The sequence below is a fragment of the Brumimicrobium sp. genome, assembly GCF_048268645.1.
GTDB classification, from domain to species: Bacteria; Bacteroidota; Bacteroidia; order Flavobacteriales_D; family Crocinitomicaceae; genus Brumimicrobium; species Brumimicrobium ulvae.
On the sequence record NZ_JBLWVE010000019.1, the window covers coordinates 36,792 to 54,154 of the forward strand.

At 38.2% G+C, this 17,363-nt stretch carries 13 protein-coding genes; 7 read left to right on the forward strand and 6 right to left on the reverse strand.

The annotated features are described in order from the left end of the window. Positions 1–26: 26 nt before the first annotated feature. Positions 27–839, forward strand: a complete 813-nt coding sequence (gene ispE, locus ACN0U3_RS12985) for a 4-(cytidine 5'-diphospho)-2-C-methyl-D-erythritol kinase (RefSeq protein ID WP_417266551.1) — start codon at positions 27–29, stop codon at positions 837–839. A 30-nt stretch (positions 840–869) separates the two neighbouring features. Here ispE and ACN0U3_RS12990 read toward each other — a convergent pair whose 3' ends face one another. Continuing rightward, positions 870–3,128 (reverse strand): T9SS type A sorting domain-containing protein, encoded by a 2,259-nt coding sequence (locus ACN0U3_RS12990; RefSeq protein ID WP_417266552.1) that lies wholly within the window; start codon positions 3,126–3,128, stop codon positions 870–872. Between the two features lie 83 nt (positions 3,129–3,211). Next, a complete protein-coding gene (locus ACN0U3_RS12995) occupies positions 3,212–4,840 on the reverse strand; it encodes an amidohydrolase (protein ID WP_417266553.1) in 1,629 nt (542 codons plus the stop codon). Positions 4,841–5,028: 188 nt separating this feature from the next. Between ACN0U3_RS12995 and ACN0U3_RS13000 the strand changes: the two genes are divergently transcribed. From ACN0U3_RS13000 to ACN0U3_RS13020, 5 genes are all read left to right on the forward strand, one after another. Continuing rightward, positions 5,029–5,601, forward strand: a complete 573-nt coding sequence (locus tag ACN0U3_RS13000; RefSeq protein ID WP_299201474.1) for a TetR/AcrR family transcriptional regulator — start codon at positions 5,029–5,031, stop codon at positions 5,599–5,601. A 9-nt stretch (positions 5,602–5,610) separates the two neighbouring features. Beyond that, the gene (locus ACN0U3_RS13005) at positions 5,611–6,969 is read left to right on the forward strand and encodes an SLC13 family permease (protein WP_417266554.1); all 1,359 of its coding nucleotides are present in this window, start codon (positions 5,611–5,613) and stop codon (positions 6,967–6,969) included. A gap of 127 nt (positions 6,970–7,096) precedes the next feature. After that, complete coding sequence (locus tag ACN0U3_RS13010; protein WP_417266555.1) at positions 7,097–9,205, forward strand: WG repeat-containing protein; 2,109 nt, start codon at positions 7,097–7,099, stop codon at positions 9,203–9,205. A gap of 1 nt (position 9,206) precedes the next feature. Continuing rightward, complete coding sequence (locus tag ACN0U3_RS13015; RefSeq protein WP_299201484.1) at positions 9,207–10,001, forward strand: hypothetical protein; 795 nt, start codon at positions 9,207–9,209, stop codon at positions 9,999–10,001. Positions 10,002–10,049: 48 nt separating this feature from the next. Further along, complete coding sequence (locus ACN0U3_RS13020) at positions 10,050–11,252, forward strand: O-antigen ligase family protein (protein ID WP_417266556.1); 1,203 nt, start codon at positions 10,050–10,052, stop codon at positions 11,250–11,252. Here the strand turns inward: ACN0U3_RS13020 and ACN0U3_RS13025 are convergent. The 4 genes from ACN0U3_RS13025 to corA are packed head-to-tail and all read right to left on the reverse strand — an operon-like array spanning position 11,236 to position 14,601. After that, positions 11,236–12,216, reverse strand: coding sequence for a succinylglutamate desuccinylase/aspartoacylase family protein (locus ACN0U3_RS13025; protein WP_417266557.1), 981 nt, complete (start codon positions 12,214–12,216; stop codon positions 11,236–11,238). The genes ACN0U3_RS13020 and ACN0U3_RS13025 overlap by 17 nt on opposite strands. Continuing rightward, a complete protein-coding gene (gene rimK, locus ACN0U3_RS13030) occupies positions 12,213–13,091 on the reverse strand; it encodes a 30S ribosomal protein S6--L-glutamate ligase (protein WP_417266558.1) in 879 nt (292 codons plus the stop codon). Before rimK ends, ACN0U3_RS13025 begins: the two co-directional genes overlap by 4 nt. Further along, complete coding sequence (locus ACN0U3_RS13035) at positions 13,091–13,537, reverse strand: ATP-dependent zinc protease (RefSeq protein WP_417266559.1); 447 nt, start codon at positions 13,535–13,537, stop codon at positions 13,091–13,093. Before ACN0U3_RS13035 ends, rimK begins: the two co-directional genes overlap by 1 nt. Continuing rightward, complete coding sequence (corA, locus tag ACN0U3_RS13040) at positions 13,528–14,601, reverse strand: magnesium/cobalt transporter CorA (RefSeq protein ID WP_417266560.1); 1,074 nt, start codon at positions 14,599–14,601, stop codon at positions 13,528–13,530. Before corA ends, ACN0U3_RS13035 begins: the two co-directional genes overlap by 10 nt. A 285-nt stretch (positions 14,602–14,886) precedes the next feature. On the opposite strand from corA, the gene ACN0U3_RS13045 reads away from it, so the two are divergent. Then, positions 14,887–17,363 (forward strand): hypothetical protein (locus ACN0U3_RS13045; RefSeq protein WP_417266561.1); only part of this gene is annotated, 2,477 nt, incomplete at its 3' end.

Genomic DNA, 17,363 nt, shown 5'->3' on the forward strand with positions numbered 1-17,363 from the left:
TGTTAGCTATTTCTACATTTGTAAGTATGATATCATTTCCAACTTGCAAAATTAACTTAGGACTAAACATTTTGGCCAAACGAAAAGACGGTTACCATGAGATAAACTCACTGATGTATCCGGTTCCTGTTAAGGACGTTTTAGAAATTGTTCCGGCTGAAAATTTTGAATTTACTAACTCTGGATTGAAAATTCCTGGCGAATTAAAAGATAATTTAATTTTTAAAGCCTACGAAATGTTAAGAAAGGAATATGATTTACCTCCTGTGAAAATCCATATTTATAAAAATATCCCCATGGGAGGAGGACTGGGTGGTGGTTCTTCAAATGGTGCATACACGCTTAAATCCTTAAATAACTTGTTTAACCTAAACCTGAGTGATGAGGACTTGAGAACTTATGCCGCAAAATTAGGTTCCGATTGCCCTTTCTTTATTGCTGAGCTTCCACAAATAGCTAAGGGAAGAGGTGAAATATTATCTCCAAGTGAACTCAATTTAAAAGGGATGTACTTATTATTGGTAAATGATGGAACGCATATTAGTACAGCTGATGCCTATGGCAGAATTCGCCCAACTACACCAATACAATTGTTAGAAACAGTTCTCGAAGCTCCAATAGAAACCTGGAGAGAGGATTTAGTCAATGATTTTGAAGCGCCAATTTTGAATGACTTTCCGCAATTAATGCAAGTTAAAAATACCCTTTATGATTTGGGAGCAACGTACGCAGCGATGACAGGGTCTGGATCAACTATTTTTGGTCTGTTCAAAAACGCACCAAATGTTAATGACGTGTTTAGTTTCCACAATGGTTTTGTCAATTTGGTTGAACTTTAATTAATCAAAAAATAATAGGCTCAAGCAGAATTATTGCTTGATGATTCTTTGTGTTGCCACAATTTGACTGTTTTTTCTGAAAATAAGAATGTAAACTCCTTGTTCGGATTGACTTAAATCTAAGTGCGCATTTCCCCAAAACTGATCAATCTTTTTGATGCTCTGTCCCACGGTATTGTAAACAGAAATACTTAATTCTTCCTCAAGGTCTTCAGAACTGATCGTAAAATGTCCATTTTTACTAGGATTCGGATAAACTTTCAATCCTTGTTGAATCACTTCAACCTGGTCTAAGCCAATCGTAGGAGCGCTAAATTCTTCAGCAATATAAGCCCAAATTCCTCCAAGGTCTGTCCCAACAAACATTTCATAACGACGATCGTTCCTAAGGGTGTCAATGAATGGAGCGGAATATCCTGAGGTGTTGATGTTGGCATAATTGTCTGAAACGAGGTTGAAAACTTCACCATCGGCAATGTGACCTTCTATTTCATTGTAATAATAAACGGTCCCCATTCGGTTTCCACAAAATAAATGAAGTGTGTCGTTGTGTCGAACGAAATGAGGTGTAGAATATTTGTCTGGGGGGAATGAACCACCCATATCAACCTGACCCAAATCATCAGTTACCCATTTGAAGGAAGGGCTTGTTGCTGAACCAATATTTTCATAATAACTTATTCCACTACTTCGTTTACCTATAATTAAATCTAATAATCCATCATTGTTCAAATCGAAAAGTTGGGGAGAGGCAAAACTATTCACATCGATGGTAAGTCCTTGGTGGTCTTTTAATTCAATTTGACTCAAAGTGAAATCTTCTATTCCAGGACCAGACCTTTCGTATAAATGCAATAAACCATCTTGTGTTCCAAGTATCATTTCGTCTTGTCCGTCGTCATCAATATCTCCAAAGGTGGGGAACATGCGCAATTCATAACCTTCTCCAGAAAGTGAAAGCCAATCGTCAGTGATGAATGTAAATTCTGGAACTTCTGCACTTCCTGTGTTTTGGTAATATTGAATTTTAGAAGCTTTACTCGATGGGTCAACATACCTAAAATGAGAAGCTACTAACAAATCTTTTAAGCCATCGTTGTTGAGGTCTACCAAAACAGGAATAGCACCTTTTCCATTGTCAATCATATCGCCTTGAAGAAAGTTCTTTTTGACGAAGGAGAAATTAGGAAGATTGTTGGCGCCAAGATTTTTATAATACCATACACTTTCTAGGTTATCTGTACTTCCTGCCATGTTGGTTCCAACAATTAAATCCTTAACTCCGTCGTGGTCTACATCCAAATAAAAGGATGCAGGAAAAAAGGAAATGTCTACAGGCGTCGTGTTGCTAGGGAAGTTGGGGTCTTGGTTGACCATAATTGAATTTTGATTAGGTTGTGTTCCTCCATTTAACAAGGCGGTTAGGTTATGGTTATCAACATCTCCTAAAATTAAATCCATTACATCATTTCCATCGAGATCAATGGCCAGTAAAGTTGAACCAGAATGGCGAAAGTTACGCTGAGGATCGGGTAAGTTGCTGTTTCCACAAGGACCATCATTAGAGTCTAAGTGAATGGTATTGTCGGTATCACTTTCAATAAACTTTCCCCAGCATTCATTGTACAACTTGAATTCTAAAGAATCTGGAACACCATAATTTTCCATGGATAAATTTTTATGGTACTCTACACGTTGACCTCCCATGTTAAAAGTGAGTACATCAATGTCGCCATCACCGTCAATATCAACATAAGCAGGAATATCTACTGAACTGACATAAAGGTTAGGTACGATTGTCGGGTTGGGATTGGTGTAAATAGATTCTAATCGATCAGCAGCTACTTCCCATTGTAATCCGTCGCTTGCATTCCCAATGTTCTTATAAACTTTTACCCCTCCAATTCCATAGGTGAAAATGTCTTTTTTGCCATCGCCATTATAGTCCACCATAGCTACTCGATAACGCATGTCTTCAGGGAACAAGTGTCTAACATCATGCATGTATTCGTAGCTTTTAACTCCTCCGATTTCAATTGTTTTGAAAACAATGACTTGGTTTTCACTTCGGTCGAAAATGAAAAGGTCTTCTAAACCATCGAAATCAACATCAATACTTGAAAATTGCACATGATTTAATCCTCCAGCCCAAGGGAATTGTAAGGTGTCAGCACCTTTTTTGACCAAAATGGAATCGTTATAAGCAAAACCAAATTGTGCTTCTGTATTCGGGGTAAAAAAACAAATCAAGAAACAGAAAAAAATGCTATTAAGTATGGTCTGTTTCATTTTTAAGGTCTTCATTTATTGCTATATGTAGTGATAGAGTAAAATTAAAGATTTTATCTTTATATACCTAAAGATGTTTGGTTTTAACGCATGTCAAAAACGATTTTACCGTCCACAATGGAGACCCAAGCATAATTGGGTAAAAATGAAGCACTACTTTTTACGGCCTGATCAAAAATAACGATGTTGGCTTGTTTTCCTTTTTCGAGCGAACCGACCTGACCTTCTTCAAAACAGCCGTATGCAGCCCATAATGTCATGGCCTTTAGCGTTGTCGCTAGATCAACCGCTTCATCTTTGAGGAAGCCTTTCAAAGGTTCATTCTCTGTGTTTTTTCGTTGCACTGCAGCATGTATAGTTCCGAATGGGTCGTAATGCTCAATAGGAAAGTCCGTACCGAATAAAATCATGCCTGATTCTTTTTGCAAAGTGTTGTATGCGTATGCTCCTTTTTCTAGACGTTCCTTCCCAATGTGGTGTTCTGCCCAGCGCTGATCTGATGTGGCGTGTGTTGGTTGCACTGAAGGGATAACCCCTGTAGAATTGAAATACTGAAAGTCGCTTGGATGCATAATTTGGGCATGCTCAATTCTCCAACGGTGATCTGGTGTTTTCTGCATTAAGGTATCGATCATCCTCAAAACAGTTCGGTTTGCTGAGTCTCCGATGCAGTGACTATTGACTTGGTAGTTCAGCGTTTTGGCCTCGGTGAATACCGCATGAATTTCAGAAGGTGATTTTAAAAGCATACCGTGGGTGTTGGTTAGATCTGAATATGGTTCAATCATACAAGCGCCATGGGAACCTAAAGCACCGTCTGCGATAATTTTAAAACTACGAATGGACAAGCGATTGTTTTTGTAAAATCCGTTCTCTTTGGCAAATTCTATATTCTCTGGAGTAGGGAAGAGCATGGCATAAACATAAATCTCTAATTGATTTTTATCGGCCAACTCAATAAATAAGTCGCGTTCTTCAGCACTTAATCCCGCTTCATGAACATGGGTTATTCCTGCTGCTAATAAATCGTTTTGTATAGATAGAATAGCGGCTTTTAAATCTTCCTTTTTTGGTTTGGGAATGGCATTGTTGACTAAATCTAGCGCATGATCCAATAAAATCCCTGAAAGTTTACCGTCTTTTTTCAAAAAGTCCCCACCTTTAACTTGGGTGGTATCATTGATGCCAACATAATTCATCATGGCTTGATTAATCAACATTGCATGTCCATCGATTCGGGTTAAAGCCACTGGTATTTCAGGAAAAGTTTCATTCAGCAATTGATTGTCGGGCATGATTTTCTCACCCCATATGCTTTGATCCCATCCTCTACCTATCAGTATGGATTGTTTTGTTTTTGATTGGTGCTTTTCAAGTTTAGAAATCATTTCATAATAAGAACGAGAGCCTCTTAAATCAGCATTTAACTTCTGCTTGGCCAAAGACATGATGTGACCGTGAGCATCATGAAATCCAGGAAAAACATCTTTGTTTTGTGCATTTATGATTGTTTTTGCAGTGTATTTGTTCAGAATTTGCCTTTCTGGACCAACTTCAACAATTTTACCGTCTTTTATGGCAATGGCTTCAGACATTTCCAATTGGTCATTCATCACATGTATCTTTGCGTTGTGAATGATAAGGTCCACACTTTTACCTTTATAACATGCACTTAATGTAAGTAAGAGTGAAAGTAAAACTATATATTTCATGTGAATGGATTATTTAAAACGTAAAAATAGAAGAATTCTCGTCAGGACACAATCATAAAGAGAGAAGAGACTCCAAATATCTTAATTCTAATTTTGACAAAAAGCTTGTTAAATCGAGCGTAAAAGCACTGTAATTGGCAAATATATTTATTTTTGTTCCTTAAGTTTGAACCCCTATTACTGAAAAAATGAAGTTAAGAAAAAAAGAACTAATTGTCAGTGGAATTACTACCATTGCCCAACAAATTACTTTTGAATTAGACGAAAAGTCAATTGAAAAGAATGCGAGTTTGAAAAGAGGAGCGCTTTATGATGAGTTTGAGTCTAAAAAAGAATTTATTAATGAATGCTTTCTTTATATTGCGAATGAAGTTCTGAAAAGCAATGAGGCTTGTTTGAAATTGAAAGCCCATGGAAAGTCGGTAAAAGAAAAAGGAAGAACGATTTGGTTCAATACCATTGCTTGGTGGCTGAGTAATTCAGAAATGTTTGCCTTTTATTTAAAATACTTAACTTCCCGTTATTATTTTGAAAATGACCAAATTAAAAGTGAAATGAGATCGCTTTATTTTTCCTTTAGTGAAAGCGGAATACAAGCAGGATTAATAAAACCACTACCAAAAGAATTTATACATGAGTTAATTATTGCACAAATGGTCAATACAATAGGATATATTCATAAGAATCCAAAATTATCTGCAGATAGTGAGTTCTTAGACCTTTCTTTTGAAGCATTATGGGATTCGATAAGGACACATTAAAATAAGTAAATGAAATACTTACACTTCATTATAGGGGTCGTCCTCTTTTTTGCTGCTCGGCTTTTAGAAATAAATGCTTTTGATACTTCTGCATTGGGACTGGCTTTATGGATGGTGTATTGGTGGATTACTCAACCTATTCCTTTATATGTTACTGCTTTGCTTCCTATTGCTGTTGGAGTCCCTTTTGAGTTAATTCAAACAGATATCCTTGCACAATCGTATGGGAATCAAATGATATTTTTATTTCTGGGTGGTTTTATTTTAGCCATAGGTATTGAAAAATGGAATTTGCACGAACAAATCGCCTTGACCATTATTAGAATGTTTGGACGAACGCCACAACGTATTTTGGGTGGATTTATGTTTTCGACTGCTGTTTTAAGCATGTGGATTAGCAATACAGCAACGGCATTAATGATGTTGCCCATCGCCATGTCTGTTATTCAAACTATTCCTCGATTTCGAGAAAAAAGATTGTTTTCAGTGGGTTTACTGCTGAGTATCGCATTTGCTGCTAATATTGGAGGAACAGCAACCCTCATTGGAACGCCTCCTAATATTCAGATGGCAGGAATTTTAGCTCAAGAGTTTGATTTGACCATTAGCTTTTTTGAATGGTTCTTAATCGGGACTCCGTTTATGTTGGTAATGTTGGTCTTGACTTTTTTTACGGTGAAGTATTTCTTCATTAAAAACGCTTCATTTGAAATGGAAGAAATTGAACCAAGAAAACTAGATGCTAACCAAAAAAGAGTACTGTATTTGTTTTTAGTTGTTGTGACTTTGTGGATGAGCCGTACATTCCTAAATGATTATTTGCCTATTGTAATCAATGACACCATTATTGCTTTGTCAGGTTCTATTCTGCTTTTTATTTTGCCTTCAACCGAAAATAGACCTCTATTGATTTGGGAAGACCTAAACCGATTGCCTTGGGGTATATTGTTTTTGTTTGGAGGTGGAATGGCATTGGCCGCTATCCTTGCTGAAGCCAATATTGTTAATTTCCTCGTTGAAGTCATGAAACCACTGGCTACTTTTCCTGTCATTGTCTTGTTGTTGGTCTTGTTTACGGTTGCCCTTTTTGCTACTGAATTAATGTCGAATTTAGCCTTGGTAAGTTTAATTATCCCATTGATTGGAAAGTTTGCTGTTGAATTGGATTTGCCTCTTTTAGGAATCTCTGCCGGAATAGCGTTGAGTGCTAGTTGTGCCTTTATGTTGCCTGTTGCAACTCCCCCCAACGCCATTGTATACTCTTCAAATTTGATCCATATCCGAGAAATGGTTCGGTATGGTTTCGTGTTGAATCTTATCGCTATTGTGGTGGTGACCTTCGTGATTTACCTGCTTTTCTTCATTTGATCTGATAAAAAATCATAAAATCACCCACCTTATCTTAAAAAATGAAGTAATATCGTGTGATGTTTCATCTTGCTATTGCTCTGTATTGGCGATTATTATTTTTATCTTTGTTTTACAAATAAGTTATATGATTAACACAAAATATATTATTTATTCACTGATCGCTTCCGCTTTCTTTGTCTTGGGATCGTGTAAAGTCAATAAAGGTTTTGAAGCACTTGATGAATACAATTATTTTGAAGCAAAAAAGCAGTTGGAGAAATCCTTGAAAAGAGATAAGTCCCCTTCTGCTTATGGATTAAGCCTTATCTATTTTAGAAATGATAATCCTTTCCATAATTTAGATTCTGCCTACCATTATGGATTGCTTTCTGTAGAATCCTTCAACGAAGCAAAACCTAAAAAACAATTGAAATGGGAAGAGCAATTAAACTTTACTGCTGCTACCGCAATAAATCATAGAAAACAAATTAGCGATTTAGGGTATGAAAAAGCAGTAAAGACAAATACAGTGGAAGGCTATAAGTACTTTATAGCGAACTATCCTTGGTCTAATTATATTGAAAATGCAGAAAAGAAAAGAGATTCCCTGGCTTTTGCTCTTGCAAAAATGAAGAACACAAGTCATATCTATTTAGAGTATCTGAAAAACTATGAGGACAGCGATTGGGAGCAAGAAGTAAAGTCTCTGTTGTACCGCGCACAGTTTGATGAGACCATTGAACCCAGTAAGACAGAAAGTTACATGGAGTTTATTCGAAAATATCCTAGTAATCCATTGGTGAGGGACGCACATTTCCAAGTTTTCTCCATCGAAACCCAAGCCAATACAATTCAAGCCTACAACAGATTCATTAAACGTTTTCCTAGTAATCCCTTCGTAGATGATGCCTGGACAAGTCTTTACCGTTTATCAATTTCAGATTACAATAAAGAAAGTATTGAGCGTTTTGCAAAAGATTATACCGAATTTCCTTTCCCACATTTGATTCAACAAGACTTGCAGTTGGTTGGACAAAATTTATTTCAGTTTATTCAAAGTGGGAAATATGGATTTATGGATGAAGAGGGAATCATTATGATTGCTCCTCATTTTGAATACGCTGGTCCTTTTAAAAATGGTTTGGCAGTGGTAACCAAACAAGGGAAATATGGTTACATTAATAAAAATGGTGAACTTTTAATTGATTATCAATTTGATGACGCTTTAGACTTTGATCAAGCGCGTGCAGTTGTCGAAGTTGATGGTTTGTATGGAATAATCGATGTCTCAGGAAACTTTATCCTGCCAGCCAAATTCGAAGATATTGGAAGTTTTTCGAACGGACTTACTTATGTGGAAGGAGAGGAAGGTTATCAATTCTATACCTTAGATGGTTCTTTGGCTTTCTCTGCTGTTTTCGATGAAGCTTTTTCTTTTATCAATGGATTAGCAGAGGTGAAAAAAGGAAATCAAAAAGGATACATTACTACGGATGGTAGTTTTGTGTGTGCTGTTTCAACTGGAAATTTGAGGCATTTTAAAGATTCTATTTTTGTACATGAATTCCGTGACAGCATGAACTTAATGTATGGCAACGGGGAATATTTATTCAAAGAAAGCTTCGATCAAATCGGAATATTGAATAACAATAGAGCGATCATTGAGAAAGATGGGGTATACGGTTACATTAACGGAAGAGGTGAAGAGATTATTCCGATGAAATATATCCCTTTTGCTAATTATATGCAGTTTGCACAATTTGAGCATAACCATGTAGTTTACAAGAAAGGTCAAAAATACGCCATGATGGACAGCCTGGGGAAAAGTGTTTTGCCAGCCCTCTTTGATGGAATTGGTGCTTTTGGAGAACTGATTCCTGTGACTAAAGGAAAAGGTTGGGGGTATGCAAATAAAGACGTTCGCCTAAAAATTGATTATAAATATGATTATGCTTATCCTTTCATTAAGGGAACTGCTATTGTTGAGAAAGACGACCTTTTTGGGGTAATTAATGTAAACGATGAGGAAATCATCCCTATTGCTCATGAGTCTATCAAAAGAATAAGCAATGATTTTTTACTTGTAAAAAGTGGGGGCTTTTTTGGACTATACAACAACAATGGAGAGGTCATTGTTAATGCTGAGTACAACAGAATTAATGAACACTCTAAAAACTTGTTTCAATTGGTAAAAGGACAAACAATTGTTTATTATGATGTATCAAAAAGTAAATTCATCTCGTTAAAGAATTAGAATGGATAAATTGCTTGATTTTATTGAACGCCATAAATACGGAATAGTAATTACTTTGCTGGTCCATGTTGGCTTGTTTATCTATTTTCAAGTGGCGACGTATAAAGAAGTTATTTTATTTGAACCTTGGGACTTCCAAAGTGTAATGGATGAAGCTCCAGATGATATAGAAATCACACCAGATCAAATTCAAACTCCACAAGAACAACAGCTTTTTAATCCACAAGAAGAGGTCAGCTCATTTGTAAAGAATGAGAACGACACCAGGGAGGAAAGTCAAAGCAAGGACATAAAATTCACTTCTTATTCGCAAAGTGGAAATCCAGAGCAGATTGAAAATCAATTTGAGCAACAACTTAAAGATGAAATCAGAAGGAAGCGTGAGGAAAGGGAAAGTAAAAACCCTTCTACGTCAACCGATGTTGATAAAAAACCGAAGAAAGATCCTGTTCAAAATACTTCTAGTGGAGGGGAAGCAAGTGAAAAAGCAGCAGGTGGCGCAACAATGGTTTCTTATTCTTTGGCCGGTCGCCATCCTTTAAATTATAATGATTGGTATGTGCGTAATCCTGGATATACCTGTGGGAATGTTAATGGTGTAGTGAAAGTGGCGATCTCTGTCGATGAAGGTGGACATGTAATCAGTGCGACTGTAATTGAAGGAGAAAGTCAAAACGCAACGGCTTGCATGAAACAACGTTCTAGAGAATATGCCTTGATGTCTCGTTTTAACTACTCAAATAAAGCACCAAAAAAACAAGAAGGTGTTATTACTTATCGTTTTGTATACAGGTAGAATTTTACCTGTGCAATGAATTTACTGATGGAGAAAATCAAACAAATAATGAAAGAAGGCCCACTAGGAATTTACCTTATGGCATTCCTTATTCCTCTCAATGCGAAATGGTTGGGTTTTGGCGTTTTAATCATTATTCTTGAACAAATCATTCGAAGAACTCCGATCCGTAAAGAAAACATCAAAAAGCAATTGAGTCTTAAGAATCCTGGATTATGGCTTTTCTTGTTTTATTTTATGCATATAGTTGGACTAATTCACACCGAAAATTTGGCTTTTGCCAATATGGATTTAGGTATGAAAGCGACCCTTGCAATATTTCCTGTTTTCTTTTTGCTGTATCAACCTTTGGTGCGTTGGCCTGCTTTTGTGAAGTGTTTCGTCTTTGGTGCTTTTGCTTCTATTCTTGTGAATGTAGCATTGTCGATGGAAGCTTTTCTCAACTCTGGGGCATTTTACTATATGCGTGGCTCCAACCTTTCTCAAATGATGCACCGAGGATATTGGGCAGTCTACCTTTTGATGGCGTATCTGTTTTTGCTCAAAATGGCTATTGTTGCAGTAGATAGAATCAAGATTTTCCTTAATTTATTGGGAGCGCTTTTTATAGCTGTTTTTGTGGTTTTGTCAGAATCGAAAGTGGGCTACCTTTTATTGGCTGTAATTTCGATTTGGGAAGTGGTTAAATTCATAAAAGCCCACAAAAATAAGTGGTTAATTCCTATTGCTGCCGCTGTGTTTGTCGGTGGAGGTATTTTGGTTTATACTTTAATGCCTAGCGCAGTGCAACGCATCTCAAAGACCTTCGAAGTGATGTCTAAGCCTTTGGAGAGTTATGATAAAACGGGTGCAGAAAGTACAACTGCTCGCCTCTTCGTTTGGGATGCTTCGGTAGATTTAATCAAAGAGAATTTTTGGTTTGGTGTGGGCACAGGTGACATCAAAGATGAATTGCGTCAAAGAAACTTAGATAAAGGATATACAGGCGTTGCACAAATGAACCTCAATAGTCATAATCAATTCCTGAACTCCCATGTTGCCATTGGTGTATTTGGAAGTTTGTTCTTACTGATGACCATCGTTTCGAATCTGTTCAAATTTAATCCTGATCCTTTTCGTTCATGGCGACTTGGAATTGTGTTCATACTTTTTATCGCGCTACTTCCTGAATCTATGTTGGAAGTTCAAGCAGGAATTATTCCCTATGCTTTTTTTCTGACTTTTTTAACGGCGTTTAAACCGAAAGTGTAGAATTCGGATTGTCATGTTTCCCAATGTTGAATAAAGCATCTCCTTTATTCACCAATGGCATTTCATTAACATTGAATATCATTCCGTTGAAGGGCGACTTAACCGAGCGCTCAAACTTGCCGTAGGGGTCAGAAATAGTAGCCAAAATAGTTCCTTTATCTACGTATTGACCGTTTTTTATCCTAAGGTTCAAGACCCCAGAATTACTGGCCCTAATCCATTTTGATTTCTTAATTGTATAGCTCTTTTGATCTGGCATTTCGGTATCAAAATAACGAATGCCTAAATGTTGCATAACACGTAATGTCCCGTCAATAGCCTGTTCTACTGCAAAATTGTCTATGCGGTTGGCTTTTCCTCCTTCATAAAGGATGTATTGCTTACCCAGTTTGGTGACTGCACTTCGTATGGACTTTGCGATAACAGACGAGTCAATTGTAAATGGCGCAGCAAATACCCTGCAAAGTGCTTTGGATGCCTCGTCGTTAAAGTCACATCGGGTTTGTGGATAATTGTTTCTTTGGGAAGATCCGGTATGGAAATCGATGACTACGTCTGTTAAAGGTGCAATATCCTTCATGAATATATAGGCGAATTGACTGGCCAATGATCCATTTTTGGTCCCTGGAAACATTCTGTTTAAGTCTCTTCCGTCTGGAAATTCACGCGATAAATTTAAAAAACCAAAAATGTTAAATACCGGAATACAAATGACTGTTCCATGATTGGGTTTGTGCCATCCTTTTTTTACTATTCTTCGCACTGCTTCAATTCCATTGATCTCATCTCCATGTAGTCCTGCCAATAACAAGAGGGTAGGACCAACTTTGGTAGCGTGACTCACAATCACTGGAATTTGAATTGGCGTATTGGTATGCAACTTGGCCACCTCTAATGTTATTCGAGCTGTTTTGCCGGGTGCGATCGTTTCTCCTAGTAATTCAAAAGGTTTTTGCTTTTTCATTGTTTAGCATTTCTTTCGATAAACTTTATTATTTCATCAGCAATGTCTAATCTGGTCGCATGTTCTATTCCTTCTAGTCCTGGCGAAGAATTTACTTCTAATACCAAGGGCCCACGGCTCGATTGAAGCATGTCAACTCCTGCAACACCTAAGTTTAAAGCTTTTGCAGAACGAATTGCTGCTTGTTCTTCGGCCTCAGATAGTTCGATGATTTGTGATGTGCCTCCGCGGTGAAGGTTGGATCTGAATTCGCCTTGTTTTCCTTGACGTTTCATTGCGCCAACAACTTTTCCATCCACAACAAAAGCCCTGATGTCAGCCCCGCCAGATTCTTCAATAAATTCTTGAACTATCACACGTGCTTTTAGTCCGTTGAAGGCCTCTAAAACTGAGGTTGCCGCTTTTTTGGTGTCTGCCAATACAACACCCAATCCTTGTGTTCCTTCTAATAACTTGATGACAATTGGAACACCACCTGCGGATTCAATAATGCTTTCTACGTTTTTGGAGTAATTGGTGAATACCGTTTTTGGCAATCCAATTCCTGATTTTGTAAGCAATTGAAGTGAACGTAATTTGTCTCGTGAGTCAGCCAACCCTCTAGATTTTACAGCAGAAAATACACCCATCATTTCAAATTGACGAACCACTGCCGTTCCATAAAAGGTGACGGAAGCTCCAATTCGAGGAATAATCGCATCAAAACCTTCTAAATAATGATCAACGTAATAAAGCCGAGGTAACTCTTCCTCAATTAAAATATTACATTTTAAATGATCAATCACTTCCACCTGATGACCGTGTTTTAAACATGATTCAACAAGCCTACGGGTTGAATATAGATTTGCATTTCGGCTTAAAATTCCAATTTTCATTAAGTTTTTCTTGTTTTAAATTTGAATGATTCGTTTGATAAAGTTGTATCGATTAAAAAGCGATGGGATAATAATTTACGCCCCAAAAGTACAGGATATCTCATTAAGTCCCGCTTAGAAAGGGTAAATTCTGTAGCATGCTTTTCTCCAAAAAGAATAATATCCCCTTCGATCACATATCGCTTCTGCATTTCACCACTTGAACTGCGGACTTTCTTTTGTTTAAATTTTTTGAAATACATGGATTCTCCAGTGTAAGAACTGTCTTCTTCGTCTAAAAATATCACATGTAAACCCTCTGGACTTTCTTCAACCACTGAACAGTGAATGGTCGAAGTGTAAGCTCCTGAATCAATTTTTACGTCTACTTCTTCTAAGTTGAACGCTGGAAGGTCTGCAATGTCATCCTTTCCTATGATGGGTTTTTCGTTTGGTATTAAAGCCATTTTTTACGTTTGAAATAAATAATCATTAGCAAAGTTAATACAGCCATTCCAATCATGGTGAAGAGATAGCCATATTTATATTCTAATTCGGGCATATTTATGAAATTCATCCCGTAAATTCCCGCGATAAACGTCAAAGGAATGAAAATAGTTGAAACAATGGTTAAAACCTTCATAACATTGTTCATTTTATTGGATAAACTACTCATGTAAAGGTCCAATAACCCATTTACGGATTCCTTTAAAACGGTAATCGATTCGATCACCTGTAAGGTGTGGTCGTATAAATCGCGAATAAATAACTTCGTCTCTTTGTGAATGTATGGAGCTTCTGACTTTTCAAACTGGTTGACCGCCTCACGCAATGGGAAAACTGAACGGCGCATATAGGCAGCTTCTTGCCGGAGGTCGTTGAGGCGTGGTAACAACTTCTCCGATGGATGGGCCAATACCTCGATTTCAAATTCTTCGATGACATTGGCAAAATGCTCTACCGCGATAAAGTAATGATCCACAATTGAATCCAATAAGGCATAGGCTAAATAATCGGATTGACGACCGCGAATGTTGCCCTTGCCTTCAAATAACCGAGTGCGAACATTGTTGAAGACATCGCCTTCTTTTTCTTGAAAAGTAATTAAATAATTGTCGCTGAATAAAATGGTGATTTGCTCATCGTTGATGCTGTTGTCCTCGATTTGAAACATTTTTGCAACAACATGTTCGTAATGGTCATAGTCGTCAAACTTTGGTCGCTGACCAATGCTCAAAATGTCTTCTCCCGATAGTTTGTGCATCTTAAAATGGTCTACAATCTGCTTGACAATCTCAACTTCGTGAAGTCCCTCGATGTTTAACCATTTCATTTCTTGAGTAGTACTCATCTTTGACAAAGCTTCTTCTATGGTGTCAAATTTATATTCTGAAATAGACTCTTTATTATAGGTGATGAGTTCAATGTTGGGCGTTTCCATTTTGCGCTCCCCTGTAAAGAGTAACATTCCTGGAGCCATTCCCGTTTTCTTAATTGAACTCGCTTTTTTTAATTTCTTTTTGTACTTCATAGAATTAATGCTCTAGCTAAGGTTGGTCTTGCTCCATCTAATGTATTAATTATTTTTTTCACGAGGATAGGTTTAACCTAACTTTTCCCTTTTGCACAGGTTTTTCTTCGTTTTTGAACCTTCAATCTTTTTATGAAGAACATTTTGCTTGAATTTGAAATTGTTTTTGAAACCCTACTTTGAATAGAATTCTGTCAAAAAAAGTCTATTTTATTTTACAATAAAATCAACCATTTAAGCTTATTTTACGTCCTTATAACACGAATACAGAAAACAACTGCTCTTATGATGCATAAATTGAATATTGCACTACTTTTTATTTTGGTCTCTTTCGTCGGGTTTTCCCAACGTGGAAAAGATGGTGACTATACTGCTGCAGCCCTTAACGAACAAGTAAATACCTATACCGAGTTGACTGCCGATGCAAATGTTGGTGCAACTTCAATTACGGTAAGTAACAATACAATGACAGGTGCTCATTTCTCAAGTGCTCTGCAGGCCGGAGACTTAGTGATGATTTATCAAGTGCAAGGTATCTCCATAGATTTAAATGTTTATACCGTTACAGGCTGGGGAGGAACTTATACGGTGCAAAATTCGTTTTTTTCAAATGGGAATATACCAGATTTTATTGAATTTGGTTCTGTAACAAATTACAAGTCAACAGGTTTGTATGAGTTGGCAGAAGTGCAGTCTGTTTCTGGGGCCAATACCATCAATTTAACCTGCGGCTTACAGCACAGTTACCTCACCACAGATAACAATCACCCGCAAGTCATTCGCGTTCCAAGGTTTAGAAATTTAACCGTACCCAACAACACCAGTATTACTCCAATCGCATGGGATGGTACTGTAGGTGGAGTAGTTGCCATAGAGGTAGAAGAAGATTTATCAGTGACAGGTTCAGGAAGAATTTCTGCAGATTCTTTAGGTTTTCGTGGAGGATTGGCAGATGGAACTGGTGATGCCGCTCCTGTTGCAGGCTCCATTAATAATGTTGGAGACAGAGGCTTTCTAGGGTCGTTTAGTAATGCAGAAGGCGCGGAAAAAGGAGAAGGAATTTACGGTGGATTTATAGACCATGATATTGTATACTCAAGATATTGTTACGGTTCAATTGCCAATGGTGGTGGTGGTGCGAATTATCACAACGCCGGTGGTGGTGGAGGTGCTAACGTCGGACAAGGAACTTACTATGGTTACGGAGTAATCGATAGGGGTCCAGGAAATGTTTATGATCCTGCATGGAACCTAGAAGATCCTGCAATGATTACCAATATTCCAACTTCTGCTGGTGGAGGTAGAGGGGGATACTCTCATGCTTCAGTAAACAGAAATGCGTTAACAGTAGGTCCTCATAATAGCCTTTGGGATAGTGATTACAGGAGAATTTCTGGTGGTGTTGGAGGTCATCCGTTAACTTATGATGCTAACCGCGCCTTTTTAGGAGGTGGTGGAGGTGGTGGTCACCAAAACAATGGAGAAGGAGGAGATGGTGGAAATGGAGGTGGCTTCGTTTTCATCAGTGTTTATGGAAACACAACAGGAGATGGTTTTATTTCTGCCAACGGACAAGATGGTGGCGATGCAAGTGGGTCGAGTTCTCCAGGATGGGGGAATCGATCGGGTGATGACGGTGCCGGAGGTGCTGGAGGTGGTGGCGCTGTTGTGATTCGCAACATCAACCCTCTACCTGCAACCCTGCAATTGGAAGCAATTGGGGGGAAAGGAGGAGACCAAATCCGTGTACTTGGATTCATGACTTCAGAAATAGCTGACGGTCCTGGTGGAGGTGGTGCTGGTGGAATGATTGCTTTTACCTCAGGAACTCCACAACAAGACGTGAGTGGTGGACTTTCTGGAGTGACCAATTCAGGTTTTATGACCGATTTTCCAGTCAACGGAGCAACCGGTGGAGCGGATGGTTTGATGAATCGACCTGCAATTGCTTTTGATATTTTGGTGGAAAATGACACCATTTGTAGTGGAGAATCTACCACTTTAACTGCAACAACTGCTGGAAATCTATCGCCAACTCCAACCTTGTTTTGGTATACTACTTATACAGGTGGTTCTGCAATTGCTGGTGGAAATTCTATGACAACCCCAGTACTGAACTCTACAACAACTTATTATGTGGGGACCTGTCCGAATTCATTTAGGGTTCCTGTTACTGTAGTGGTTGCCCCAGACATTATTGTTGCCGGTACACCTCCTACAATAAGCGATGAAACGTGTGCAGGAAATGATGGTTCTATTACTGGAATAACGGCATCTGGCGGAGGATTTGGAACCTTGACCTATGAGTGGAATGGAAATCCAACTCCTTCTGCAGACCTAACTGGTGCAACTGCGGGAACATATACTTTGGTGATCAGCGATGAGGTAGGATGTTCTGAAACGCTTGGTCCTTTTACTATAGGAAATGCATCAGGTCCTACGATAGACGCTTCAGCAATGACCATTAACGATGAAACATGTAACGGAAACGATGGTTCGATTACAGGAATTACCGCTAGTGGAGGAACAGGAACCTTGACTTACGATTGGAATGGAACAGCGAGTGCTACGCCGGACTTAACAGGAGCTGTTAATGGAACTTATACCTTAACCGTTACCGACGGAAATGGCTGTACAGCGACTTCGGGTCCACATACCATTAATTCTGCTTCCTCAATTGCAATTGATGTAACAGCAATGACCATCAACGATGAAAGTTGTAACGGAAACGATGGTTCGATTACAGGAATTACAGCCAGCGG